The sequence below is a fragment of the Saccharopolyspora elongata genome (genome assembly GCF_004348985.1).
GTDB lineage: Bacteria > Actinomycetota > Actinomycetes > Mycobacteriales > Pseudonocardiaceae > Saccharopolyspora > Saccharopolyspora elongata.
Map to the genome: position 1 here is coordinate 45,036 of NZ_SMKW01000040.1, position 25,151 is coordinate 70,186.

Consider the following 25,151-nt stretch of genomic DNA (forward strand, 5'->3'; position numbering starts at 1 on the left):
GCGATCCAAAACGCTCACGAGTGCTCAGCCGACCAGGGGCGTGCGGACACCGCGCTCGGCGGCGACCTGCTCCGCCCGGTCGTAGCCCGCGTCGACGTGCCGGATCACGCCCATGCCCGGGTCGTTGGTCAGCACCCGCGCCAGCTTCTGCGCCGCGAGCTCGGTGCCGTCGGCGACCGTGACCTGACCCGCGTGCAGCGACCGCCCCATGCCGACGCCGCCGCCGTGGTGCAGCGACACCCACGTCGCGCCGGAGGCCGTGTTGACCAGCGCGTTCAGCAGCGGCCAGTCCGCGACCGCGTCCGAGGTGTCGGCCATCGCCTCGGTCTCCCGGTACGGCGAGGCCACCGATCCGCAGTCCAGGTGGTCGCGGCCGAGCACCACCGGCGCAGCGAGCTCGCCGGAGGCCACCATCTCGTTGAACCGCAGGCCCGCCTCGGCGCGCTCGCCGTAGCCGAGCCAGCAGATCCGCGCGGGCAGCCCCTGGAAGGACACCCGCTCGCCGGCCAGCCGGATCCACCGCGCCAGGTGCTCGTCCTCGCCGAAGAGGTCGAGGATCGCCTGGTCGGTCTTGGCGATGTCGGCCGGGTCGCCGGACAGCGCAGCCCACCGGAACGGGCCCTTGCCCTCGCAGAACAGCGGCCGGATGTAGGCGGGCACGAAACCCGGGTAGGCGAACGCCCGCTCGTAGCCGCCGAGCTGGGCCTCGCCGCGCAGCGAGTTGCCGTAGTCGAAGACCTCCGCGCCGCCGTCGAGGAACCCGACCATCGCTTCCACGTGCTTGGCCATCGAATCGCGCGCCCGCTCGGTGAACTCGTCGGGCTTCTTCGCGGCGTAGTCGGCCCAGTCGTCCACGTCGACGCCCAGCGGCAGGTAGGACAGCGGGTCGTGCGCGGAGGTCTGGTCGGTCACGATGTCGGCTGGCACGCCGCGCCGCAGCATCTCGGGCAGCAGCTCGGCGGCGTTGCCGATCACCGCGACCGAGTACGCGCGCCGCGCAGCCTTGGCCACCACGGCCTTCTCGATGGCGTCGTCGAGGCTGTCGGCGACCTCGTCGAGGTAGCCGTGCCGGACGCGGCGGTGCGCGCGTTCGGCGTCGCATTCGACGACGAGCGCGACGCCCTCGTTCATCGTCACCGCCAGCGGCTGCGCGCCGCCCATGCCGCCGAGCCCGGCGGTGATGGTCAGCGTGCCAGCGAGGCTGCCGCCGAAGCGGCGGGCCGCGATCGCGCCGAACGTCTCGTAGGTGCCCTGCAGGATGCCCTGCGTGCCGATGTAGATCCACGATCCGGCGGTCATCTGGCCGTACATCATCAGGCCGAGCGCGTCGAGGCGCCGGAACTCCGGCCAGTTCGCCCAGTCGCCGACGAGGTTGGAGTTGGCGATCAGCACCCGCGGCGCCCACTCGTGGGTCTGCAGCACGCCGACCGGCTTGCCGGACTGCACGAGCAGCGTCTCGTCCTCGCGCAACGTCGTCAGTTCCCGGACGATCGCGTCGAACGACGCCCAGTTCCGCGCCGCCTTGCCGGTGCCGCCGTAGACGACGAGGTCGTCGGGCCGCTCGGCGACCTCCGGGTCGAGGTTGTTCTGCAGCATCCGCAAGGGTGCTTCGGTGCTCCAGCTCCGCGCGGTCAGCGTGCTCCCGCGCGGGGCGCGCACGGGTCGGGCTTCGCTCATGGCAACCTCCGGTCCACTGTGGAGTTCGTGAAGACGGCGGCGGTGTCGCGCACCGCGCCGGAACGGATCAGCTCTTCGGCCGCCGCGATCTCCGGCGCGATGTGGCGATCGGGGCCGGGGCCCGGGACGCGGGTGCGCAGCAGGTCCCGCACGGCGCCGGTGGCCGGGCCCGGCCGCAGCGGCGCGCGCAGGTCGAGGGCGCGGGCGGCGGTGAGCAGCTCGACGGCGAGCACGGTCGTCAGGCCGTCGATGGCGCGGCGGAGCTTGCGGGCCGCCGACCAGCCCATCGACACGTGGTCCTCCTGCATCGCGCTGGTCGGGATGGAGTCGACCGACGCGGGCACGGCGAGCCGCTTCAGCTCGGCGACGAGGCCCGCCTGCGTGTAGTGGGCGATCATGTGCCCGGAGTCCACGCCCGGGTCGTCGGCGAGGAACGCGGGCAGCCCGTGCGAGCGCGCGACGTCGAGCATCCGGTCGGTGCGGCGTTCGGACATGCTGGCGACGTCGGCCAGCGGGATGGCCAGGAAGTCCAGCGCATAGGCCAGCGGCGCGCCGTGGAAGTTGCCGTTGGACTCGACCCGGCCATCGTCGAGGACCACCGGGTTGTCGATGGCGGCCGCGAGCTCCCGGTCGGCCACGGCCTCGGCGTGGGCGAGGGTGTCCCGCGCCCCGCCGTGCACCTGCGGCGCGCAGCGCAGCGAGTACGCGTCCTGCACGCGCGTGCAGTCGGGGCCCCGGTGGCTCGCCATGATCGGCGAGTCCGCCAGCAGCGCCGACATTCGCGCCGCGGACACCGCCTGCCCCGGGTACGGGCGCAGGCGCTGGAGGTCGGCGGCGAACACCCGGTCGGTGCCCAGCAGCGCCTCCACGCTCATCGCCGCGGTCACATCGGCCACGTCCAGCAGCGCGGACAGGTCGTGCAGCGCGAGCACCAGCATGCCGAGCATGCCGTCGGTGCCGTTGGTCAGCGCCAGGCCTTCCTTCTCCACCAGCACGACCGGCTCGATCCCGGCGTCGGCCAGCGCTTCGGCGGCCGGGCGGAGCCGCCCCGATCCGTCGAAGGCGTCGCCTTCGCCGGTGAGCGCGAGCGCGACGGACGCCAGCGGCGCGAGGTCGCCGGAGCAGCCGAGGGAGCCGTGCGCGTGCACCACCGGCACGATGCCCGCGTTGAGCATCGCCGCCAGCGCGTGCGCGGTTTCCAGGCGGACGCCGGTGCGCCCGGTGGCGATCGTGTGCAGCCGCAGCAGCATCTGCGCCCGCACCACCTCCGGCTCCACCGCCGGGCCGGCGCCGGCCGCGTGCGACCGGACGAAGGACTGCTGCAGGGCCGCGCGCCGGTCGGCCGGGATGTGCCGCACGGCCAGCGCCCCGAAGCCGGTCGACACCCCGTAGGTGGGGCGCTTCTCGGCGGCGAGGGCCTCGATGTGCTTGCGCGTCGCGACGATGCCCTGTTCGGCGAGCTGGGTCAGTTCCACCCGCGTCGCGGCGCGCGCGACGGCCACGACCTGCTCGCGGTGCAACGGCTCCGGACCAACATTCAGCATGTCGTCCTGCATATCTCCATACCAGCGCGACGGCGCTACCGGCAGAAGCCCGGATGGGGTGAGAATGTCTGGAATACGAGACCGGAACCCGATTGGAGGCGGTCGTGGGCGGTAGCAGCGACGTGCCGGCGCTGCGGCGCGGGCTGGCCATCCTGCGGGTCCTCGCGGGCCGCGCCGGGCCGGTGTCGGCCGGGGTCATCGCCCGCGACCTGGACCTGCCCAGGTCGACGACCTACCACCTGCTGGCCGAGCTGGTCGCCGCCGGCTTCGTGACCCACCTGCCGGAGGAGCGGCGCTACGGGCTGGGCATGGCGGCCTTCGAGCTCGGCTCCGCCTACCTGCGCCACGACCCGCTGGAACGCCTCGCCGGGCCGCTGCTGCGGCGGCTGGTGGACCAGGTCGGCCGCACCGCGCACCTGGGCGTCCTGCACGGCGGCGAGTCGCTGTACCTGATCAAGGAGCGGCCGTCGCAGCCGCAGACGCTGGTCACCGACGTGGGCGTCCGGTTGCCCGCGCAGCTGACGGCGTCCGGGCGCGCGATGCTCGCGCACCTGCCCGCCGCGCACGTGCGCGCGCTCCTGCCGTCCAGCGAACGGTTCGTGCTGCGCACCGACCGGGGCCCGCGGAACCTGCCCGAACTGCGCCGGCTGCTCGCGGCGGAGCGCCGCCGCGGCTGGGCGGTGGAGGACGGCTTCGTGACGGCGGGCTTCGCCTCGGTGGCGTGCGCGGTGTTCGACCACGGCGCCCGCCCCATCGCGGCGATCAGCGTGACGTTCCGCCACTTCTGCGACACCCCGGGCGGCGAACCCTGCGCCGAGACCTGGCCGGACCTGGCCTCCCAGGTCCACCACGCGGCAACGGAGCTGACCACCAGAATCAGCGGCCGCACCGCCTGAGCGGACGCCCAGTCCGGGCAGCCACCGGGACGATTTCGCGCGAAATCAACACCCGGCACGCGTGACGCCCGCCCCAGGCGAACGCACCCGATCTGCAGCGGCGCGTCCGCGCTGCCTGGTGCGGAGTGAACGGCCTGCTCGCCACGATAGATGAGGTGAACAGGCCGTTCGCCTCATCCACCGACGCCAGTGAGTACCAGCCGGGATGGGGTGAACGGACCGTTCGTCCCGATAGACGAGGTGAACAGGCCGTTCGCTTTGCCTCTCCGAAGGCACACCACATCCACACCAGCCGCTATACCAGCCGAAGGCTCACGCCCAGGTGAAATGTCAGAGGCCGGCCGAGGCGACGAATTCCTTGGCGACGTCCGCCGGGTTGGCCTTCTCGACCTCCAGCTTGCGGTTGAGCTCCGTGAGCTTGTCCGTGTCGAGGGCCCGGGACACCTTGTTCAGGGCCTCCACCTGCTGCGGGGTCAGCTTCCCCTTGTGCACCAGCGGAACCACGTTCTGCGCCGGGAACATGTTCTTCGGGTCGTCCAGTTTCACCAGGTTGTTCGCCGCGATCTGCGACGAGGTGGTGAACAGGTTCGCCACCTGGATCTGCCCGGCGGTCAACGCGTTCACCGTGATGGTGCCCGCCTCCACGGGGCGGATCTCCTTGAACCGGCAGCCGTAGTCCTCCGCGATCTTGGTCTCCCAGCGGGACTTCCACTCCGCGGGCGCGCCGAGCACGAACTCGCCGCAGCGCGGCCCGAGGTCAGCCATCGAGCGCACCCCGGTGCCCGCGGTGGCCGCGGTGACGGTCAGCACGTCGGAGTCCTCCGCCGGGGACTGCTCCAGCAGCTCCATCTCACCCGGCACGGCCTTCTTCAGCTGGTCGTAGACCTGCTGGGTCTCGGTCGCCGGCGACTGCGGGTCCAGGTACTGCAGCAGGTTGCCGGTGTAGTCGGGGACCACCGCCAGCTCACCGTTGCGCACCGCGTTCACGTAGAACTCCCGGGCGCCGATGCGCGGGCGGGTCTCCACCTCGGCACCGGTGGTCTTCAGCGCCTCGGCGTAGACGTGCATCAGCAGCTCGCTCTCGGCGAAGTCCGCCGAGCCGACCACCAGCGCGCCACCGGCGGCGTCCCGGTTGGCCTGCAACGGATCCTGCGAACCGCAGCCGGTCAGCAGCAGCGCCGCCGCGGCGGCGCACACCAGCAACCGCTTCATCAATCCTTACCTCCTCGTCGGGCGGCCAGCACCAGACCGCGCGGCACCAACAGCCGGGTCGCGCCGGCCAACACCAGGTCGAGCAGGACCGCGAGCACCGCGATGACGATCGCGGCCGAGGCCATCTGCGCGTAGTTGCTGATCTTCAGCCCGTCCAGCAGGATCCGCCCCAGCCCGCCGAGCCCGACGTAGGCGGCGACGGCCGCGGTGGCGACCACCTGCAGCATCGCGCTGCGCACCCCGCCGAGCAGCAGCGGCAGCGCGGTCGGCAGCTCCACCTGCCACAGCCGCTGCATCGGCGCCATGCCCATGCCCTTGGCCGCGTCGACCGCGTCGGCGGGCGCGTTGCGGACCCCGGCGTAGGCGCCGGAGAGGATCGCCGGGATGGCGAGGATGACCAGCCCGGCCAGCGCCGGGCCTTCCCCGAGCCCGAATCCCAGCACCAGCAGCGTCACCACGCCCAGCGTCGGCAGCGCCCGCATCGCGTTGCTGATCCCCACCACGAACACCGCGCCGCGCCCGGTGTGTCCGATGTAGACACCCAGCGGGACGGCCACCACGGACGCGACGGCGACCGAGAGCACGCAGTAGTACAGGTGCAGCAGGGTTTGCGCCGCGATGCCGCCCGGCCCCGTCCAGTGCGCCGGGTCGGTCAGCCAGGCGATCAGCGAGCCGATCACGAGCCGCTCACCCCCGCCCGCGCCCACGGCGTCAGCAGCCGCCACAACGCCACCAGCAGCAGGTCGACCACCAGCGCCAGCAGCACGGTCAGCACGATGCCCACGATGATCTGCTCCGGGTAGTCCAGCTGGAACCCGGCGGTGAACAGCCGTCCCAGGCCGCCGATGCCGACCAGCGCGCCCACGCTGACCAGGCTGATGTTGCTGACCGACGCGACCCGGACGGCGGCCGCCAGCACCGGCACCGCCAGCAGCAGCTCCACGGCCAGGAACCGCCGGCCGGAGCGGTAGCCCATCGCGGTCGCGGCGGTGACGATGTGCGCGGGCACCGATTCCAGGGCGTCCCGGACCGGCCGCACCAGCAGCGCCGCGGTGTAGAGCGTCAGGGCGATGATCACGTTGATCGAGGACAGCAGCGGCGTGCCCAGCAGCCCGGGGATGATCACGAACAGGGCCAGCGACGGGATCGTGTAGAAGATGTTGGCGCTGCCCTGCAGCAGGCCGCGCAGCCAGCGCACCTGCTGCGCGAGACGGCCCAGCGGCAGCGCCACCAGGACGCCGAGCAGCAGCGGCAGCAGCGAGAGGTAGATGTGCTGGCCGAGTTGTTCGAGCACCATCTCCCGGTTGCTGGGGCTGCTGAAGAAGTCGATCATGTCAGCCCTTCGCCGTCCGCGCGGCGGTGCTGCTCGATCAGGCCGAGCACGTGGTCGGCGGTGATCACGCCGACGTACCGGCCGTCGCCGTCGACGACGACGCCGAGACCCGACGGTGTGGACAGCGCCGCGTCCAGCGCTCCGCGCAGCGGGGTGTGCCGGGTGTGCAGCGAGCCGCCGGCGACCAGCTGCGCCTCGGCCAGCTCACCATCCACAGTGGAACCCGGCGGGAGCCAGCCGCGCGGCCGGCCCTCGCCGTCCAGCGCGAGCCGCCAGCGCTGCTCCGGCGCCACCCGCGTCCCCACCTCGACCGTGGCCACCAGTTTCGGGCTCAGCCCGTCGGAGTCCACGAACGACAGTCGGCGGTAGCCGCGGTCCTTGCCGACGAAGGAGGTCACGAAGTCGTCGGCCGGCTCCGCGAGCAGGTCGTCGGGCGCGGCGTACTGGACGAGGTGCCCGCCCTGGCGCAGCACCGCGACCTTCTCGCCCAGCTTCACGGCCTCGTCGATGTCGTGCGTGACGAACAGGACCGTCTTGTCCAGCTCGTCCTGCAACCGCAGCAGCTCGTCCTGCAAGCCCTCGCGCACGACCGGGTCCACGGCGCTGAACGGCTCGTCCATAAGCAGCACCGGCGGATCGGCGGCCAGCGCCCGGGCCACCCCGACGCGCTGCTGCTGACCACCGGAGAGCTGCGCCGGGTAGCGCTTGCCCAGCTCCTGCGACAGCCCCACCAACTCCAGCAGCTCGCTCGCGCGCCGCCGAGCCTCCTGCTTGCTGCGACCGTCCAGCACGGGCACCGTCGCCACGTTGTCGAGGACGTTGCGGTGCGGGAACAGCCCGGCCTGCTGGATCACGTAGCCGATGCCGCGGCGCAGCTGCGCGGGATCGCGCCGGCGGACGTCTTCGCCACCCACCAGCACCGTTCCCGACGACGGCTCGATCATCCGGTTCACCATCCGCATCAGGGTGGTCTTGCCGCACCCGGACGGCCCCACCAGGACGGTGATCGTGCCAGCCCCCACCGACAGGCTCAGCTCTTGGACGGCGACAGTGCCGTTGTCGTACTGCTTGCGCACGGCCTGGAACTCGATCAACCGAGCCCCCTCGTAGATCGTCGCGGTCCCCCAAACCTGGCCGACCCTAGCTCGATCGGCCGAATCGTGCGATCGGCCGAGACCATCGCGTGATCTTCTCGACAGCGCGCTCCCACCCTCTGGGAACCGGCGCGGCAGCGGCCGCGCGGGGCACGCCGTAAGGTTGAGAACCCGATGAACACTGCTCAGCACCCCGCAACTCCCGAGCCCGTCGACGCCGTGCAAGCGGTGCTCGCCGAAGCCGGAGTCCTCGCCCGACGGCTGCGCGAAGTCCTCGCCCAGCTCGCCGAAGGCCCGCTGCCGCTCGACGAGCTGATCCGCCGGACGGCCGTCACGCGGCGCACGGTCGAAGACCTGATCGCCACCGCCGGCCCCGACGTCGAAGCCTCCGGCGAGACGTACCGGCTGACGCCGGAGGCCCGCGACCGCTACCGGCAGCGCTTCGCGCTGGACGAGCTGCGCCCCGCCGCGCCCACCGGTGCCGAGCAGCTGGCGAGGATGCGCGAGTTCGTCGAGAGCGGGCCGGTGCCTACGGCGGCGCTAGACCACGTGACGGCCACGCCGGAAACGGCGCTGCGCCGCGCCGAATGGCTGCGCGACACCTACGACCTGCGCGGCGCGCAGGTGCTCTGCCTGGGCGACCACGACCTGACTTCGCTGGCGTTGAGCATCGTCGTGCCGTCGGCGTCGGTGACCGTGGTGGACGTCGACGAGCGCATCCTGGAACACATCGACTCGGTCTCGGCCGAGCACGGCTTCGCCGTCCGCACGATGCACGCCGACCTGCGGTTCGGGGTGCCGCCGGTGCTGGAGAGCAGCGCGGACCTGGTGTTCACCGATCCGCCCTACACCCCGGAGGGCATCGGGTTGTTCGCCACCCGGGCCGCCGAGTGCCTGGCCGGCCCGAACAGCCGGCTGCTGATCGCCTACGGCTACAGCCCGCGGACGCCGGCGCTGGGGCACAAGGTGCAGCAGGAACTGCTGCGGCTGGGCATGGTGTTCGAGGCGATCCTGCCCCGGTTCCACCGGTACTTCGGCGCGCAGGCCATCGGCAGCGCCAGCGACCTGTACGTGTGCCAGCCGACCGCGCACACCCGCAAGCTGGCGCTGCGGCAAGCGCCGGGGATCTACACGCACGGCCCGCAGTCGGTGGAGGCGCTGGAAGCCTCCGCGCCCGCGGAATTCCTGGACGCGATCGGCGAGCGGGTCGGCGGCCCGGTCACGTCGCTGCGGGACCCCGGCTGGCCGCGGCCGATCCGGCAGCAGCAGGGCGCGCCGGTGTTCGACCTGCGTGCCGACCCGGGGCCGTGGCTGCTGCGGATGTTGTTGGCCTGCAACGCCGAACGCGCCGGATTCGTGGTGCCGAACAACCACCCGGACATCACCAACGAGCGTGCCCAGCGCGCCATTTCCGAGCTGGTCGCGGCGAAGTACCGGCTGCGGTTCCACCGCAGCAGCCCGGACTCGAAGCACGCGATCCTGGTCGCGGACCTGGTTGACACCCCGACGGTGGCGCACCACCTGCTGACCCGGGCGCACGGCAAGGTCGGCAACGTCTGGCGGGAGGCGCTGATCGCGTGTTCCGAGGCGGACCTGACCAAGCGCGAAGCCAGGGAACGGGTCGCCGGCCTCGCCCCGAACGCGGCCGACCTCGAACTGCGCCTGATCGACCTGCCCCGCCACCGGATCGCCGACCTGCTCCGCGCCGCGACACGGTAACGGCCGCGACCCCACAGGAGGTCCAGGGTTTCGCCGCCAACGGGGCCGTGCGGGCTTCGCAGGGGCTGTCCGGGCTCTCGTCCTGCGCGCCGTTTTCGCGCGAAAACGGCGTTCCGCAGGCCTGCAGGGCGACGGTTTCGCGCGAAAACGGAACCTCCCGGGCGTCAGGCTCCCGGGATCGGCACGGGGCCGCGTTCGAGGAGGCCGCGGAACTCGCGGGCCGGGATCGCCTTGGAGAACAGCCAGCCCTGGTAGGCGTCCACGCCGACGCCGCAGAGCACGTGGAACTGCGTCGCGGTCTCCACGCCTTCGGCGACGCACTGGCGGCCCATCGCGCGCGCCATGTCCACGACCGCCCGCGCCACCGCGAAGTCCGAGGCGTCGCCGCCGACGCCGGCGACGAACCGGCGGTCCACCTTGATGATCTGCGCCGGCAGGTCCTTCAGCCGGGCCAGCGACGAGTAGCCGGTGCCGAAGTCGTCGACGGCGAACCGCACGCCGCGCGCCACCAGCTCGCCCATCTCGTGCCGGGTCCGCGACGGCAGGTCCACCAGCGCCGTCTCCACCAGCTCCAGGATCACCCGGTTCCAGGCGATGCCGGTCTCGGCGACGATGTCGGCGACCCCGTCGACGAACTCCGGGCCGCCCGGCACCAGGCCCGCCAGGTTCACCGCGACGCCGACCGGGCGGCCGTTGCGGGCCGGCCACGTCGCCGCCTCCCGGAGCGCGGTCCGCAGGACCCAGCGGTCCAGCTCGCGCAGCAGGTCGCCCTGCTCCGCGACCGGCAGGAACGCGTCCGGCGCGAGCATCCCGCGATCCGGGTGCGGCCAGCGCACCAGCGCCTCGGCGGTGACCACCACCCCTTCGGAGTTCACCACGGGCTGGTAGTGCAGGACGAGCCCGTCGTTGTTCAGCGCCTCCCGCAGCTGGCCCTCCAGCTGCAGCTGCCGGTCCGCCGAGGCCATCAGGGCGGGGCTGGCCAGCGAGACCTTGCCGGTGCCGCGGCGCTTCGCCTCGAACATCGCCGCGTCGGCGAACCGCAGCAGGTCCTCGCCGCCGGCCCCCGATCCGTTGGGCACCGCGGCGCCGATCGACGACGACACCCGGATCAGCTGGCCGTGCACCGGCACCGCGGTGCGCAGCAGCCCGGACACCCGGGTCGCCAGCGAGTCGACGCCGCCGACGGCCTCGATGTCCTGGCAGATAATCACGAATTCGTCGCCGGACAGCCGGGCCGCCGTGCAGCCGTCCGGCAGCCCGCCTTCGAGCCGCCGGGCCAGCGCGACCAGCAGCTCGTCCCCGGCGTCGTGACCCAGTGAATCGTTTACCCGTTTGAAGTTGTCGATGTCGCAGAACAGCACCGCGACGCGGTGCGAGTCGGCGCGCCCGAGCAACCTGAGCAGCAGGTCCTTCACCGCCGCGCGGTTCGGCAGCCCGGTCAGGTCGTCGTGGGTGGCCTGGTAGCGCAGGGCCTCGGCCGCGCGCCGCCGCTCGGTGATGTCCTGGAAGACCACCAGCCAGAACTGGGTGCCGTCGTCCTGCACCGACGACGAAGTGTGCAGCTCGCAGTACACCGGCTCGCCGTCGGAGCGCACCAGCACCCGCTGCGGTACCCGGCGCCGGAGGCCCGGCCGCTCGCTCGGCGTGGGCAAGCCGGTCTGCCGCTCGTCGGGGTGGGTGATCTGGGGCACGGACATGCCGCGCAGCTGCTCCAGCCGGTACCCGAGCAGGTCGCACAGCGTGTCGTTGGCGTCGACCAGCCGCTCGGCCCGGTCGAACAGCCCGATGCCGACCGGCGTGATGTTGACCAGGTCGCTGAAGCGCTGACTGGACCGCTCCATGCGGGTCACCACCGCGCGCTGCTCGGTGACGTCCTGCACGGTGCCGACCATGACGACCTCGCCGTCGGCGTCCTTGATCGCGGTGCCGTGCAGCCGCAGGATCCGCATCGTGCCGTCGATCCGCACGTAGCGGTGCTCGACCTCGATCGGTTCGCGCCGGTCGATCAGCGGTTCCCACGCCTGCCTGACCCAGTCCCTGTCGTCCGGGTGCACCCGCTCCAGGTAGGTGTCGAAGGTGGTGTGCGCGGTGGTCGGCTTGCCGATGATCTCGTGCAGCATCCGCGACAGCCGAATGGCGTCGGCCCGCGGATCCCACTCCCAGGTGCCGAGCCGGGCGATCCGCTGCGCGTCCTGCAGCTTGCGCCGCTCGTCGCGGAGCTGGCGTTCCAGCGCCCGGTGTTCGGTGACGTCCTGGACGGTGCCCTGCACGCGCTCGATCCGGCCGGAGCGGTTGTACTCGGCACGGCCGGTGCACAGGTAGATCCGCTTGCCGGGCAGGTCGCGGAGCTCGACCTCCAGCAGTTCGCCCTCGGGCGCGGAGAGCACGTCGGCGTAGAACTGGGCGGCGCGGTCCTTGTCCTCGGGATGGGTCGCCGAGATCATCGAGCCGGCGTCGGTGGCGTTCTCGGCGCCCGAGCCGCCGAGGAACTCGGCGAGCACCGGGCTGCGGTAGAGCTCACCGGTTTCCGGGTAGAACACCCAGCTGCCGACCTTGGCGATGCGCTGCGCCTCGATCAGCCAGCGCCGCTCGTTGGAGTTGGCGGCATCGGCCGCCGCAGGTGCCGCCTCGGTGAGGTCGGAGACGTCCGTCAGCACCGTGACGCGCAGCTGCTCGTCGTCGGCGTGCGGCCAGCTCAGCGGGCGGACCGGGAGCGGGCCGGTGCGCGTCCGCAGCATCGACACCACGCCGTCGCGGGACACGAGGTCCGCGAGGCGGCAGCCGATCAGCGCGTCGGGGCCTGGCTCGCCGGCGAGCGTCGCGGCCTGTTCCGTCGCCCGCACCACGATGCCGTCCGCGGTGCTCAGCAGGGCCGGTGCGGCCGGCAGCGGGACGAGTTCGAACGTTTCGGCGCAGGCGCCGGCCAGGCCGAGACCACCGGAAGCAGTCCGGTTCCGCTCGCTCCGCTCGGTCAACTGCACCCCTCCTGCGTGGCGGCCGCGCGGCCGCCGATTCCGGACGCCGATCCGCCACTGATGAGTGACGTGAGACACAGCTATCCGTGCGGCCGACCTTACCGGTCAATGCACCCGCAGTAACGCCATGGTGCCGGGGCATCTGACCGGTTCCCTGGAGTGGTGACGGCCGTCGCCCGACATGATGACGCCGACAACCGAAATCCGTTGGCCGCCGCCGATGCGACGGGGCCGGGGGAGCCGCTGCTGGCTCCCCCGGCCCCGCTGCACGCCAACCGAACCTACCGCCGTCCGGTCAGGTGGCAACAGCCTCGACGGCTCATGCCTTCGCGACTCCGTCGGCCCGCGCCGCCTTCGCGACGGCCGCGCTGACCTCGGGCGCCACCCGCGGGTCCAGCGGGCTGGGCACGATGTAGTCGGCGCTGAGGTCGTCGGCGGCGACGGCCGCGATCGCCTCGGCCGCGGCGACCTTCATGTTGTCGGTGATCTTGCGCGCCCCGACGTCCAGCGCACCCTTGAAGATGCCCGGGAACGCCAGCACGTTGTTGATCTGGTTCGGGAAGTCGCTGCGCCCGGTGGCGACCACGGCGGCGTACCGCTTGGCGACGTCCGGGTGGATCTCCGGGTCGGGGTTGGACAGCGCGAACACGATGGCGCCGTCGGCCATCGTCGCCACCAGCTCCTCCGGGAGCTGCCCGACCGAAACGCCGACCACCACGTCGGCGCCGCGCAGCGCCTCGGCGGGCCCGCCGGTGATCCCGCTGGCGTTGGTGAACCCGGCGAGCTCCTGCTTGATCGGCGTCAGGTCTTCCCGACCGGAGTGGATCACGCCGCGCGAGTCGAGCATGGTGATCTCGCCGACGCCGGCGGTGTGCAAGATCTTCGCGCAGGCCACGCCCGCCGCGCCGGCGCCGGAGATCACCACTCGCAGCGATCCCAGCTCACGGCCGACGACCTTGGCGGCGTTGCGCAGTGCGGCGAGCACGACCACGGCGGTGCCGTGCTGGTCGTCGTGCATGACCGGGCAGTCCAGCGCCTCGGAAACCCGGCGCTCCAGCTCGAAGCAGCGCGGCGCGGAGATGTCCTCCAGGTTGACCGCGCCGAACGACGGGCGCAGCCGGACCAGGGTCTCCACGATCTCGTCGACGTCGGTGGTGTCCAGCACCAGCGGGATCGAGTCGAGCCCGGCGAAGGTCTTGAACAGCGCGGACTTGCCCTCCATCACCGGCAGCGAGGCCCGCGGCCCGATGTCGCCCAGGCCGAGCACCGCGGTGCCGTCGCTGACCACGGCGACGAGCCGCTGGGTCCACGTGTAGCGGTCGGCCAGCTCCGGGTCGCTGGCGATCGCCCGGCTGACCTGCGCCACTCCGGGGGTGTAAGCGATCGACAGATCCCGCGCGGAACCAAGCGGCGCGGTCACGCCGACGGCGAGCTTGCCGCCCTCGTGCGCCGCGAAGATCTCCTCGTTGGTCAAATCCGCACCGACTCCGCTTGCGGTGCTGTCGTTGACGGTGGTCACGGCGTCCCTCCAAGTAGCCATGCCTGCGGCCCGGGCACATTCCGGGCCGGGCGAAGCGGGCGGCACTGTGCCGCCCGTGCGACGCTCGCCCGCCCAGGCGTGCCGGACAGGCGAGTGTTTCGAAATAACCGAGACCTGCCGCCCTGGTCGGACAGCGGCTCTCGGCGGACGCTGCGGTTCGAACAGTGTGCCAGGCCGCGAGATCAGTGTCAGCGACCGGGATCACACAACCTCACCAGCAAGTTCAACAATTTGTCAAGGATCGCTGGCAGTACGCGCGTCCTATTTGGATCTGCTTTCGGCAGTACGCTCGTCCGGTTTCAGTCCGGCATTTCGCAGTACGTACGTCCGGTTTGAATAAAGGGTCGAATAGCTCGCACGGCCGATATCAACTCCGCCCCACCGATCCGCATTCCGACCGGGCCCATAGGCTTTCGGACGTGCAGGTACGTCGACTTGAGATCACGGGCGCCTACGAGTTCACCCCGAAGGCCTTCCCCGACCACCGCGGGCTGTTCGTCGCACCGTTCCAGGAAGTGGCGTTCGTCGACGCCACCGGGCACCCGCTGCGGGTCGCGCAGACCAACCACAGCGTCTCCGCGCGCAACGTCATCCGCGGCCTGCACTTCGCCGACGTGCCGCCGGGCCAGGCGAAGTACGTGTACTGCCCGCGCGGCGCGCTGTTAGACGTGGTGGTCGACATCCGCGTCGGCTCCCCGACCTTCGGGCAGTGGGAGGCGATCCGGCTGGACGCCACCGAATACCGCGCCGTCTACCTCGCCGAGGGGCTCGGCCACGCCTTCGCCGCGCTCACCGACGACACCGTGATGACCTACCTCTGCTCCACGCCGTACAACCCGGCGGCCGAGCACGGCATCGACCCGCTCGACCCGGACCTGTCGCTGCCGTGGTCCGACCTCGACGGCGAGCCGATCCTGTCCGAAAAGGACCGAGCCGCCCCGGGCCTCGCGCAGGCCGCCGAGCAAGGCCTGCTTCCGGATTACGAAACCTGCCTGGCCCACTACGAAAGCCTGCGCGGCTGAGCCGTCACCGCACGCGGCCGGGCTTCGGCCAGAGGCGCCAGCGGATGACGCCGAGCACCTCGGCCGGGCCGAGCTCCCGAGAATCCGTCGAACCGAAGGCGTTGTCGCCCTCGACGTGCCAGCCGTCGCCGTCGCGCCGCAGCGCGCGCTTCACCGAAAGCTGGCCCGGACGCTGCGCCCAGCGCACCAGCACGACGTCTCCCGGCCGGGCGGAACCCCGCAGCCGCAACAACACCACGTTGCGATCCCGCAGGGTGGGAACCATGGACGGCCCGCGCACCAGCAACCGCCGCCAAGGCCACCGCCCGAGGGACTTCACAGGCACCTCCAATGGGACTTCGAGGATCTTCAAGAGTAGGGTCGCCCCTGTCGGAGCACTCACTTGTCAGGGAGGAATCATGCGACTCCTGTCGCGAATCCTCAGCCCCCGCCTCGAGGCAACCGCGCACTGCGACCTGCCGTGCGGCGTGTACGACCCGGCGCAGGCGCGGATCGAGGCTGAGTCCATCAAGGCGATCCAGGAGAAGTACCAGGCCAATGAGGACCCGGAGTTCCGCACTCGCGCGATTCTGATCGCCGAGCAGCGCTCCGAGTTGGTCAAGCACCACCTGTGGGTGCTGTGGACCGACTACTTCAAGCCGCCGCACTTCGAGAAGTACCCGCAGCTGCACGAGCTGATCAACAAGGCCACCAAGGCCGCGGGCGCGGCCGGGACCAAGGGTTCCATGGAGGCCAAGTCCGGTCAGCAGCTGCTGGACTACATCGCCGAGATCGACAAGATCTTCTGGGAAACCAAGCAGGGCTGAGGTCGTAGTTCCGCGAGGACGCCGGCCGGCGGGAACCATTTCCGCCGACCGGCGTTCTTTCGTGTTCCGGCCCGGCAGACTGGGCGGATGGGACTCGATCAACCACTGCTGGACGCGGCCGTGGAGCTGCTGGAACGGCGTTGGGGGCACGCCGAGCAGGCCGTGGCGGCCGCCGTGCGGCTCGACGACGGCCAGATCCTGACCAGCACCAGCCTCGACAACCTCAACGCCGCCGCCACCCTGTGCGCCGAGACCGGCGCGCTCTGCCAGGCGTACACGCTCGACAAGCGCGTCACCGCGTCCGTCTGCGTCAGCAAATGGCCTGGTGCCGAAGGCCATCCCGTGCTCGCGCCGTGCGGCGTCTGCCAGGAGCGGCTGGCGTTGTGGGGCCCGGACGTCGAGGTGGCGGTGGCCGACGCGGACAGCCCTTCGGGCTGGTCGGCGCGGACGCTGCGCGAGCTGAACCCGTTCTACTGGGGAACCCTGTTCTCCGCCGACGGCGGTTGGCCGTCCGCCGCGGAGCACCTCGCCTGATCCGGCAACCGAAATTCGAATGCGCCCGCGTGCGGGCATGTCCACAATTGACCACCGTGGACGTTCCGGAACCGACGCGGCTCGGGCTGCACGAACTCGCCGACGGGCGCCGCCTCGCCTGGGGCGAGTGGGGCGCGGCGGACGGCGTCGCCGTCCTGCTGTGCCCTGGAGCCGCGACGAGCCGGCGGCTCGGGTTCGGCGCCGATGCCGTCGACGCGCTGGGCATCCGGCTCATCTCGGTGGACCGGCCCGGCCTGGGCGCCTCCGATCCCGCACCCGGGCGCACGCTCCGCGACTGGGCCGACGACATCGCCGAGTTCGCCGCCGGGCGCGGCATCGACGACCTCGCGGTCGTCGGCTACTCGGCCGGTGGGCCGTTCGCCCTGGCCTGCGCGGCGGCGGGCGTCGCGAGCCGGGCCGCCGTCGTCGCCGGGGCCGACGAGTTCGCGGTGCTCGGCGACGCGCTCCCCGGCGACCTGCGGGACATGGTCGGCGCGGTCGCCGCCGATCCGGCGGCGGCCGAGGAGTCGTTCGCCGAGTTCGGCAGCCCGGAGGCGCTGTGGAAGCTGATCGTCGCCTTCAGCCCGGAAACCGACCTCGCCGTCTACCGGAATCCGCGGTTCGAACGGGCTTTCCGCCGCGCCATGGCCGACGGTTTCGCGCAGGGCGCGGCGGGGTACGCCCGCGACACCGCGCTGGCGATGAGCCGCTGGCCGTTCGCGGCGGAGGAGATCCGCGTCCCCGTCGACCTCTGGTACGGCCGGCTGGACACCAGCCCGAGCCACTCGCCCGACTTCGGCGCCACGCTGGCCCGGCGCATCCCGGGCGCCCGGCACCACGTCGTCCCGGACGCCGGGGGCGCCCTGCTCTGGACCCACGCCGAGCAGATCCTCCGCAGTCTGCTGGACCCGTGGGCGCCGACCGGCGGCTGACCGGCCGGCGCCGCTCGATCACCCCTCGACGGCCTCGCCGAACAGGAAGTCCGCCGCCGTGGTCTCCGCCTCGGCGAGCACCTGCTCCCCCGCCGCGGTCTCGGTGTCGTGGACGAGCCGGAGCTCCGCGTCCTCGATGCCGCAGAAGTTCGAGACGCCCATGCGGAGCTGGGTGTCCATCGCCCCGGACAGGCCGGCTTCCGCATATCCGCCGCTCGCCCCGCCGGCCAGTCCCAGCCACAGCATCCGCTTCCCGGCCAGCCGCGCTTCGGCGGCGCCGTAGGCGAAGCCGTGGTTCCACACCCGGTCGATCCAGCCCTTGACGATCGCCGGCACGCCGAACCACCACACCGGGAACACCACCACGATCACGTCGGCGGCGTCGATGCGCGCCATGTGCGCCCGGACCTCGGGCGAGTAGGTCTTGCCGGGATCCTTCCAGTCGGGCTCGTCGGCGGTCTCCAGGCGCGGGTCGAACCCCTCGGCGTAGAGGTCGAGCAGGTCCACCTCGTACTGCGCCGCCTTCAGCCTGCGGTGCACCCGGTCGGCCGCCTTGGTGGTCAGCGAGTCGGCGCGCGGGTGCGCGACGACGACGAGGGCCCGTTCTCCCTGGTGGGATGTCATTTCAGCATTCCTCCGATTCGTGCGGTTCGTCAGTCGCCCAGCCGGACGAGCATCTTTCCGGTGTTGGCGCCGTTCAAGACGCCCATCAACGCCTCGGGAGCCCGCTCGATACCACGCTCCACTGTGGACTCCGCGTGCAGGCTTCCGTCGGCGAGCCAGTCCGCGGCCTTGCCGATGTACTCGCCGAACCGGTCGAAGTAGCGGCCGGAGAGCAGGCCGCGCATCGTGATGTCCTTGCCAGCCAACTGGAAGTAGTTGCGCGGGCCCGCGGCCGGCGCCCCGGCGTTGTAGCCGCTGATGGCGCCCACCAGGGCGATCCGGCCGCCGACGCGCATCGCGTCGATGGCGGCCTCCAGGTGCTCCCCGCCCACGTTGTCGAGGTAGACGTCGATGCCGTCCGGCGCGACCGCGTCGAGCTGCTCGGCGACCGGCGCGGCCCGGTAGTCGATGGCGGCGTCGAACCCGAACGCCTCGCGCAGCTTGCGCGCCTTGACCGGGCCGCCGGCCGAGCCGATCACCTTGGCGGCGCCGAACTTGCGGGCCAGCTGGCCGGCGATGCTGCCCACCGCCCCGGCCGCCGCGGACACGAACACCACGTCCCCGGGCCGCACCGGCGCGATCTCGGTGAACGCAACGTAGGCGGTCAAGCCGGTCGTCCCCAGCGGGCCCAGGTAGTCCTGCGCCGCGGCGATCGAGGTGTCGACCTGCTCGACCCCGGCCGCGTCCACGACCGCGAACTCGCGCCAGCCGAGCCAGTGCCGGACGGTCGCCCCGACCGGCACCTCCGGCGCCTCGGACGCGATGACCTCCCCGATGGCCGGGCCGTCCAGCACCTCCCCCACCCGGAACTGCGGCAGGTAGGTGACCTCCGGGTTCATCCGCTCCCGCATGTAGGGGTCGACCGACATCCAGGTGTTGCGCACCAGCACCTGCCCCGCGGCAGGGGTGGGCGCCGGCGCCTCGACGAGTGCGAAGTTCGCCGCGGTGGGCGCTTTGCTCGGCTTCTCGACCAGGCGGATCTCCCGACCGGTGCCGGGATTGCCGTCGTTGCTCATCCCGAATCCCTCCTCGAAATCGGGGCAAGCTTGCACGGCACCGGTTGTGGTTCGTTTCGGATTCGTTTGCGGCGCACCGTTATCGCAGGTCACCTCCGGACTCGCGGGTAGTGTGAGCGGCGTGCGATTCGGGGTGTTGGGTCCGCTTGCGGTGTGGACGGACGACGGCACACCCGTGCACGTCCCCGAGGCGAAGGTGCGCGCCCTGCTCGCGGACCTGCTCCTCGCGGGCGGCAGGCTCCTCTCCACCGACCGGCTCATCGAGGACCTGTGGGGCGCGGCGCCGCCCGGCAAGCCGGTGCCCTCGCTGCGGGCGAAGGTCTCGCAGTTGCGGCGCGTCCTCGACGAGGCGGAACCCGGCGGCCGCGGCCTCGTGGAGTTCCGCTCCGGCGGATACCGGCTGGCCGTCGACGCCGACGCGGTCGACATCGGCGGCTTCGCGGCCCTGACCGCGCGCGCCCGCGCCGCCGACCCGCGCACCCGCGCCGCACTGCTCACCGAGGCCCTCGACCTGTGGCGCGGCGAAGCCCTGGCCGACTTCGCCGACGAACCCTTCGCGATCCCGGCCGCCACCGAGCTGCACGAGCAGCAGCTGGCGGCGCGGGAAGACCGCGCGGCAGCGCGCCTCGAACTGGGCGAGCACGCCGAGGTCGTCACCGAACTGGCCGGATTCAGCGCCCGCCACCCGCAACGGGAACGGCTGCACGCGATCTACCTGCGCGCGCTGTACGGATCGGGGCGGCAGGCGGAAGCGCTGAAGGCGTACGAGCGGCTGCGCACGCGGCTCGCCGACGAACTCGGCGTCGACCCGAGCCCGGAGCTGTCCGCGCTGCACCAGTCGATGCTCCGGCAGGAGCCCCGGCTCAACGCGCCCCGCGGCGACGTGCGCGGAAACCTGCCGGCTCCGGTGTCGGCGTTGATCGGCCGCGACGGCGCACCGGAGTCCCTCCACGCCCTGCTGGACGCCGAACGCCTGGTGACCCTGACCGGTCCCGGCGGGGTCGGCAAGACACGGCTCTCGCTGGCGGCCGCGCACGCGGCGGCCGGCTCCTTCCCCGGCGGCGCCTGGCTCGTGGAGCTGGCCTCCGTCGACGCCGCCGCCGGAGTGGCCGGGGTGGCCGACGGCGTGGCCGCCGCTCTCGGGCTGCGCGACGAGGTCAGCCGGTCCGGCCTGGACTCGGTCGCCCGGCTGTCGGAAGCCTTGCGCAGCAAGAACTTGCTGATCGTCCTCGACAACTGCGAGCACCTCGTCGACGCGGCGGCTGCGCTGGCCGAGGGGCTGCTGGCGGCCGCGCCCGGCCTACGCCTGCTGGCCACCAGCCGGGAACCGCTGCACCTGCCCGGCGAGCGCCTGTGGGCGGTGCCGACGCTCGACCTGCCCGCGCACGCCACCCCGGAGGCGGTGCGGCAGGCCGGCGCGGCGCGGCTGTTCATCGCCAGGGCCGTCGCCGCGTCGCCCGGCTTCGCCCCGGACGGGCTCGGCGAAGCCGACGCGGCCGCGATCGCGGCGATCTGCCGGCGGCTCGACGGGCTGCCGCTGGCGCTGGAACTCGCGGCCTCGCGGGTGCGCGGGCTCGGCGTCCGCGAGCTCGCCGCGCGGCTGGACGACCGCTTCGACCTGCTGACGACCCGCAACCGCCGAGCCCCGACCCGGCACCAGACGCTGCGGGCCGTCATCGACTGGAGCTGGGACCTGCTGGAACCGGCGGAACAGATCGTGCTGCGCCGCCTGGCAGTGCACGCCGACGGCTGCACGCTCGCCGCCGCGGAGGCGGTCTGCGCCGACGAACGCGTGCCCGCCGCCGAGGTCGTGGACGTGCTGGCTCGGCTGGTGGACCGGAGCCTGGTCGCGGTGGGCTTCCCGGACGGCAGGCCCCGCTTCCGGCTGCTGGAATCGGTGGCCGACTACAGCCGGGAAAAGCTCGCCGAGGCGGCCGAAACCGACGATCTCCGGCTCCGGGCCCGCCGGTACTACGCCGCGTTCGCCGAGCGCGCCGACACCGGCCTGCGCAGCGCGGAACAACGCGACTGGTTGCGCGGCTTCGAGCCGGAACTGCCGAACCTGCGGGCGTCCCTCGACGATGCGCTGCACCACCAGGACGCGGTGCCGATCCGGCAACTGGCGGGCGCGACGTCCTGGTACCTGTTCCTGACAGGACGGCTCCGGGAAGCGCACCAACTGCTGCACGCCGTCGCCGGGCGATCGGCCGTCCTGGCCGCCTGGCGGGACGGCATGGCCGTGCTGTGCGGAATGGACCGCCACGCGGCACGCGAACGCCCCGGCATCGCCTCCGCCGTCGACCGGGCGAGGGCGGAGTGGTTCATCGACTACGCCCACGTCGACCTCGGCGACTTCTCCGGCGGCGCGGAAGTCCTCGACGGCGCATTGCGCGCCTGCCGGGACGCAGGCGACCGCTGGGGCGCGGCCGCAGTGCTGAGCAACCGCGCCCGGCGCGCGTTCGTGCGCGGCGACCTCGCGGCCGCCCGAACGGACGCCACCGAGGCGTTGGCGCTGTTCGGCGAGCTGGGCGACCAGTGGGGGCGATTGCAGGCGACGGCACCGCTGGCCGGGCTCGCCGAGATCACCGGCGACTACGCGCAGGCCGAGCGGATGCACCGCGACGGACTGCGGATCGCCGAGGACCTCGGCCTCTGCTCGGAGGCCGCCGACCAGCTCTCCGGGCTGGGCCGGATCGCGCTGCTGACCGGCGACCTCGCCGCCGCCGAGGCGCACCACCGGCGCGCGGCGGAGCTCGCCGCCGAGGTCAACGACCCGCAAAGCGAGGTCTACGCCGAGTTCGGCCTGGCCCTGACCGCGCGCCGCCGAGGCCACCTGGACGAGGCAGAACGCCTGTGGCAGCGCCAGCTGACGTGGAGCCGCCAGGCCGCGGACGATCCGGGCGCCGCCCTGGCGCTGTCCGAACTCGGCTTCATCGCCGAACTGCGCGACGCCCCCGAGACTGCGCGGAACCTCCACGCCGAAGGGCTGGCCCTGGCCCGCGGCACCGGCGATCCGCGCGCGGTCGCGCTGGCCCTGGAAGGACTGGCCGGCGCCGAAGCGCTGGCCGGTGAAGCTGCTGCGGCAGCGCGGCTGCTCGGCCGGGCGGCGGCCGCACGGGAGTCGGTCGGAGCTCCGCTACCGCCTGCGGAGCGCCACGACGTCGACCGGATCGCCGCCCGGGCGCGGGAAGCAACGAGCCCCGCGGTGTTCGACGCGGAGTTCTCGGCGGGCCGCGCGACGGGCCCGGCACCGGCGCAGCACTCGTCCTGATCGGTGGGGTACTAGTCCTTGAGGACATCCGCCGGAGCGGCCAGGCTCGAAGGCGTGGACAGGCACGAAGTGGTCATCGCGGTCTACGACGGGGTCCAGCTGCTGGACGCCGCCGGTCCGCTGGAGGTCTTCGACGGGGCGTCGCGGCTCCTCGACGGCCGCTACCGGGTGCGCCTGGCGTCGCTGGGCGGCCGGGACGTGGTGACGTCGTCGCGGGTCCGGCTCGGCGTCGAAGTCGCGCTCGAGGAGATCACCGAGCTCGGCACCCTCGTCGTCGCGGGCGGCGAGGGCACCCGCGAGGCGATGTCCGACGCGGAGCTGATCGGCCAGGTCCGCCGGCTGGCCGGGCTCGCCGAGCGCATCGCCTCGGTGTGCTCCGGGGCGTTCCTGCTGGCCGAGGCGGGCCTGCTGGACGGGCGCCGGGCGACCACGCACTGGGCGATGTGCCACGAGCTCGCGGCGTCCTACCCGGCCGTGACGGTCGAGCCGGACTCGATCTACGTCCGCGACGCACCGCTGGTGACGGCGGCCGGGGTGACCGCGGGAGTCGATCTCGCGCTCGCGCTGGTCGAGGACGACCACGGCGCCGAACCGGCCCGCACGCTGGCCAAGTGGCTCGTGGTGTTCCTCCAGCGGCCGGGCGGCCAGTCGCAGTTCAGCGTGTGGAACTCGGCGCCGCCGGTGGGCGACCGCGCGCTCCGCGAGCTGCTCGGCGACATCTCGGCGTGCCCGGCCGGCGACTACAGCGTCCCGGCGATGGCCGCGCGGCTGGCGATGAGCCCGCGCCACTTCACCCGCCTGTTCACCAGGGAGGTCGGCACCAGCCCCGGCCGGTACGTCGAGCGGGCGCGCGTCGAAGCGGCCCGCGCGCTGCTGGAGGCCGACCGGGACGGTGTCGCGCGGCGCTGCGGCTTCGGCAGCGCCGAGACCATGCGGCGGGCCTTCCTCCGCCAGCTCGGCGTGCCGCCGAGCGCCTACCGAGACCGCTTCCGCACCGCAGGCTGAAGAGCTTGTTTCCGAACTTGCTCCGCGTGGCGGTGCGGGGAGCGGAACGGGTGGGCTAAGCGGCTGCGCCGCTTCGAAGACCAAACCCCACGACATCCAAAACAGCCTCTGAAGGAGTCCACCGTGGACATCGCATTCGTGCTCTACGACAAGTTCACCGCGCTCGACCTGGTCGGACCCTACGAGACCCTGGCGGGCAATCCGGCCGTCACCCCGCACTTCGTCGCGGCCGGCCGCGGCACCGTACGCTGCGACTCCGGGCTGCCGATCCAGCCGACGACGACCTTCGCCGAGCTCGACCGGCCCGACGTCGTGGTCGTCCCCGGCAGCTCCGCCTGGCGCACGGCGCTGGACGACGAGGAGCTGGTCTCCTGGCTCGCCGCGGTGCACCCGAACACGACGTGGACGACGTCGGTGTGCACCGGATCCCTGCTGCTGGCGAAGGCCGGGATCCTGACCGGCAAGCGCGCGACGACGCACTGGACGGTGCGCGAGGTGCTGGGCGAGCTGGGCGTCGAGGTCGTCACCGACCGGGTCGTGTTCGACGGGAAGGTCGTGACCGGAGCCGGCGTCTCCGCGGGCATCGACATGGGGCTGCGGCTTGCCGCCGAGCTCTGGGGCGAGGAAGTCGCGAAGATGATCCAGCTGCTCCTGGAGTACGACCCGCAGCCGCCGTTCGACACCGGCTCGCCGGAGAAGGCCGACCCGGCGCTGCTGGCCGCCGCGCTGAAGGGGTAAGCCCAGCGCAACGCGGTTACGCTCGACGCCGTGGCACAGGATGAGCACCGCGTTTACGTCCTCCGGCACGGCACGACCGAATGGTCGCAGACCGGCCGGCACACCAGCCGTTCCGACATCCCGCTCACGGTCGAGGGCGAGCTGCGGGCACGGCAGGCCGGGCAGACGCTCTCCGCGTTGCGCCCGGCCGGGCCGGTCGTCGTGCTGGCGAGCCCGCGGCAGCGCGCCCAGCGCACGGCGACGCTGGCCGGCCTGGCCGACGTGGTGACCGAGCCGCTGCTCGCGGAATGGGACTACGGCGACTACGAGGGCCTGACCACGCCGCAGATCCGCGAGACGGCGCCGGAGTGGACGGTGTGGACGCACCCGTGCCCGGGCGGCGAGACCGCGGCGGACGTCACGGTGCGCGCCGACAAGCTGCTGGCCCGCATCGCCGACACCGGCTCCGACGTGGTCCTGGTGGGGCACGGCCACTTCAGCCGTTGCCTGATCGCCCGCTGGCTGGGCCTGCCGACCACGTCGGGCGTGCACTTCGCGCTGGACCCGGCGGGCATCACGGTGCTGGGCCACGAGCGGGGCGTGCCGCAGGTGGAGCGGTCCAACATCCCGCCCTGGCAGCAGGGCTGAGCGGGCAATTCCGCCGCACCGGCGGTCACCGGCCCCGAATATCCTGGGGCCAAGTGACTCACGTGGAGGTATCGATGATCCGCCGGGCGACCCCAGCCGACGTGCCCGCCATGGTCGGGCTGGTGCACGAACTCGCGCTGTACGAGAAGGCGCCGGAGCTGTGCCACCTGACCGAGCAACAGCTGCGGGACGCGCTGTTCGGGCCGGCTCCCGCACTGTTCGGCCACGTGGCCGAAGTGGACGGTGCCGTCGTCGGACTTGCGTTGTGGTTCCTGAACTTCTCCACCTGGGAAGGCGTGCACGGCATCTACCTGGAGGACCTCTTCGTCAGCCCCGAGCAGCGCGGTTCCGGCCTCGGCAAGGCGCTGCTGCAGACCCTGGCGAAGGAGTGCGTCGACCGCGGCTACGCGCGCCTGGAGTGGTCGGTGCTGGACTGGAACGAGCCCTCGATCAACTTCTACAAAGCGGCCGGGGCGATCCCGATGGACGAGTGGACCGTGTACCGGCTCACCGGCGACGCGCTGCGCACGTTCAGCGCCTGACGCGA

At 72.5% G+C, this 25,151-nt stretch carries 22 protein-coding genes; 11 read left to right on the plus strand and 11 right to left on the minus strand.

Features of this window, described 5'->3' with window-relative positions:
• Positions 1 to 24: 24 nt before the first annotated feature.
• Positions 25 to 1,677, minus strand: coding sequence for a urocanate hydratase (gene hutU / locus E1288_RS26855; RefSeq protein ID WP_132489756.1), 1,653 nt, complete (start codon positions 1,675 to 1,677; stop codon positions 25 to 27).
• Positions 1,674 to 3,221 carry a histidine ammonia-lyase gene (hutH, locus tag E1288_RS26860; protein ID WP_408013926.1) on the minus strand — a complete coding sequence of 516 codons (1,548 nt, stop codon included), beginning with the start codon at positions 3,219 to 3,221 and terminating at the stop codon, positions 1,674 to 1,676. The genes hutU and hutH overlap by 4 nt, the downstream gene beginning before the upstream one ends.
• Positions 3,222 to 3,325: 104 nt before the next feature.
• On the opposite strand from hutH, the gene E1288_RS26865 reads away from it, so the two are divergent.
• Complete coding sequence (locus E1288_RS26865) at positions 3,326 to 4,117, plus strand: IclR family transcriptional regulator (RefSeq protein ID WP_132489760.1); 792 nt, start codon at positions 3,326 to 3,328, stop codon at positions 4,115 to 4,117.
• 330 nt (positions 4,118 to 4,447) lie between these two features.
• Here E1288_RS26865 and E1288_RS26870 read toward each other — a convergent pair whose 3' ends face one another.
• Genes E1288_RS26870 through E1288_RS26885 form a run of 4 tightly spaced genes read right to left on the minus strand, consistent with a single transcriptional unit; the run spans position 4,448 to position 7,756 of the window.
• The gene (locus E1288_RS26870; protein ID WP_132489762.1) at positions 4,448 to 5,329 is read right to left on the minus strand and encodes an ABC transporter substrate-binding protein; all 882 of its coding nucleotides are present in this window, start codon (positions 5,327 to 5,329) and stop codon (positions 4,448 to 4,450) included.
• Positions 5,329 to 6,054: an ABC transporter permease gene (locus E1288_RS26875; RefSeq protein ID WP_235883832.1), complete on the minus strand. Its 726-nt coding sequence runs from the start codon at positions 6,052 to 6,054 to the stop codon at positions 5,329 to 5,331. The genes E1288_RS26870 and E1288_RS26875 overlap by 1 nt, the downstream gene beginning before the upstream one ends.
• Entirely contained in the window at positions 6,006 to 6,662 is a 657-nt protein-coding gene (locus E1288_RS26880) for an ABC transporter permease (protein ID WP_132489766.1), read from the minus strand. The genes E1288_RS26875 and E1288_RS26880 overlap by 49 nt, the downstream gene beginning before the upstream one ends.
• Positions 6,659 to 7,756 (minus strand): ABC transporter ATP-binding protein, encoded by a 1,098-nt coding sequence (locus tag E1288_RS26885; RefSeq protein WP_132489768.1) that lies wholly within the window; start codon positions 7,754 to 7,756, stop codon positions 6,659 to 6,661. The genes E1288_RS26880 and E1288_RS26885 overlap by 4 nt, the downstream gene beginning before the upstream one ends.
• A gap of 174 nt (positions 7,757 to 7,930) precedes the next feature.
• On the opposite strand from E1288_RS26885, the gene E1288_RS26890 reads away from it, so the two are divergent.
• Positions 7,931 to 9,475, plus strand: a complete 1,545-nt coding sequence (locus E1288_RS26890; RefSeq protein WP_132489770.1) for a bis-aminopropyl spermidine synthase family protein — start codon at positions 7,931 to 7,933, stop codon at positions 9,473 to 9,475.
• 164 nt (positions 9,476 to 9,639) lie between these two features.
• Here the strand turns inward: E1288_RS26890 and E1288_RS26895 are convergent, their stop codons facing one another.
• Both E1288_RS26895 and E1288_RS26900 read right to left on the minus strand, forming a co-directional pair.
• The gene (locus E1288_RS26895; RefSeq protein ID WP_235883833.1) at positions 9,640 to 12,456 is read right to left on the minus strand and encodes a sensor domain-containing protein; all 2,817 of its coding nucleotides are present in this window, start codon (positions 12,454 to 12,456) and stop codon (positions 9,640 to 9,642) included.
• A 313-nt stretch (positions 12,457 to 12,769) separates the two neighbouring features.
• Positions 12,770 to 13,969 carry an NAD(P)-dependent malic enzyme gene (locus tag E1288_RS26900; protein ID WP_132489772.1) on the minus strand — a complete coding sequence of 400 codons (1,200 nt, stop codon included), beginning with the start codon at positions 13,967 to 13,969 and terminating at the stop codon, positions 12,770 to 12,772.
• Positions 13,970 to 14,409: 440 nt separating this feature from the next.
• On the opposite strand from E1288_RS26900, the gene E1288_RS26905 reads away from it, so the two are divergent.
• Positions 14,410 to 15,012, plus strand: a complete 603-nt coding sequence (locus E1288_RS26905; protein WP_132489774.1) for a dTDP-4-dehydrorhamnose 3,5-epimerase family protein — start codon at positions 14,410 to 14,412, stop codon at positions 15,010 to 15,012.
• A 4-nt stretch (positions 15,013 to 15,016) separates the two neighbouring features.
• Here the strand turns inward: E1288_RS26905 and E1288_RS26910 are convergent, their stop codons facing one another.
• On the minus strand, positions 15,017 to 15,331 hold the full coding sequence (locus tag E1288_RS26910) for a S24/S26 family peptidase (RefSeq protein ID WP_132489776.1): 315 nt from the start codon (positions 15,329 to 15,331) through the stop codon (positions 15,017 to 15,019).
• 79 nt (positions 15,332 to 15,410) lie between these two features.
• Between E1288_RS26910 and sodN the strand changes: the two genes are divergently transcribed.
• The 3 genes from sodN to E1288_RS26925 all read left to right on the plus strand — a co-directional run bounded on the left by sodN (position 15,411) and on the right by E1288_RS26925 (position 17,284).
• Complete coding sequence (gene sodN, locus E1288_RS26915; protein WP_093277413.1) at positions 15,411 to 15,818, plus strand: superoxide dismutase, Ni; 408 nt, start codon at positions 15,411 to 15,413, stop codon at positions 15,816 to 15,818.
• An 87-nt stretch (positions 15,819 to 15,905) separates the two neighbouring features.
• A complete protein-coding gene (locus E1288_RS26920; RefSeq protein WP_132489778.1) occupies positions 15,906 to 16,352 on the plus strand; it encodes a cytidine deaminase in 447 nt (148 codons plus the stop codon).
• A gap of 56 nt (positions 16,353 to 16,408) precedes the next feature.
• A complete protein-coding gene (locus E1288_RS26925) occupies positions 16,409 to 17,284 on the plus strand; it encodes an alpha/beta fold hydrolase (protein WP_132489780.1) in 876 nt (291 codons plus the stop codon).
• Between the two features lie 18 nt (positions 17,285 to 17,302).
• Here the strand turns inward: E1288_RS26925 and E1288_RS26930 are convergent, their stop codons facing one another.
• Both E1288_RS26930 and E1288_RS26935 read right to left on the minus strand, forming a co-directional pair.
• A complete protein-coding gene (locus E1288_RS26930) occupies positions 17,303 to 17,908 on the minus strand; it encodes an NAD(P)H oxidoreductase (protein ID WP_132489782.1) in 606 nt (201 codons plus the stop codon).
• A 29-nt stretch (positions 17,909 to 17,937) separates the two neighbouring features.
• A complete protein-coding gene (locus E1288_RS26935; protein WP_132489784.1) occupies positions 17,938 to 18,963 on the minus strand; it encodes an NADP-dependent oxidoreductase in 1,026 nt (341 codons plus the stop codon).
• Between the two features lie 121 nt (positions 18,964 to 19,084).
• Here E1288_RS26935 and E1288_RS26940 point away from each other — a divergent pair, with 121 nt between their 5' ends.
• From E1288_RS26940 to E1288_RS26960, 5 genes are all read left to right on the plus strand, one after another.
• Positions 19,085 to 22,234, plus strand: a complete 3,150-nt coding sequence (locus tag E1288_RS26940) for a BTAD domain-containing putative transcriptional regulator (RefSeq protein ID WP_132489786.1) — start codon at positions 19,085 to 19,087, stop codon at positions 22,232 to 22,234.
• A gap of 54 nt (positions 22,235 to 22,288) precedes the next feature.
• The gene (locus E1288_RS26945) at positions 22,289 to 23,239 is read left to right on the plus strand and encodes a GlxA family transcriptional regulator (RefSeq protein WP_132489788.1); all 951 of its coding nucleotides are present in this window, start codon (positions 22,289 to 22,291) and stop codon (positions 23,237 to 23,239) included.
• A gap of 123 nt (positions 23,240 to 23,362) precedes the next feature.
• Positions 23,363 to 23,977 carry a DJ-1/PfpI family protein gene (locus E1288_RS26950; protein ID WP_132489790.1) on the plus strand — a complete coding sequence of 205 codons (615 nt, stop codon included), beginning with the start codon at positions 23,363 to 23,365 and terminating at the stop codon, positions 23,975 to 23,977.
• A 30-nt stretch (positions 23,978 to 24,007) separates the two neighbouring features.
• On the plus strand, positions 24,008 to 24,604 hold the full coding sequence (locus E1288_RS26955; RefSeq protein ID WP_132489792.1) for an acid phosphatase: 597 nt from the start codon (positions 24,008 to 24,010) through the stop codon (positions 24,602 to 24,604).
• A 74-nt stretch (positions 24,605 to 24,678) separates the two neighbouring features.
• Positions 24,679 to 25,146: a GNAT family N-acetyltransferase gene (locus E1288_RS26960; protein ID WP_132489834.1), complete on the plus strand. Its 468-nt coding sequence runs from the start codon at positions 24,679 to 24,681 to the stop codon at positions 25,144 to 25,146.
• The last annotated feature ends 5 nt before the right edge of the window (positions 25,147 to 25,151 follow it).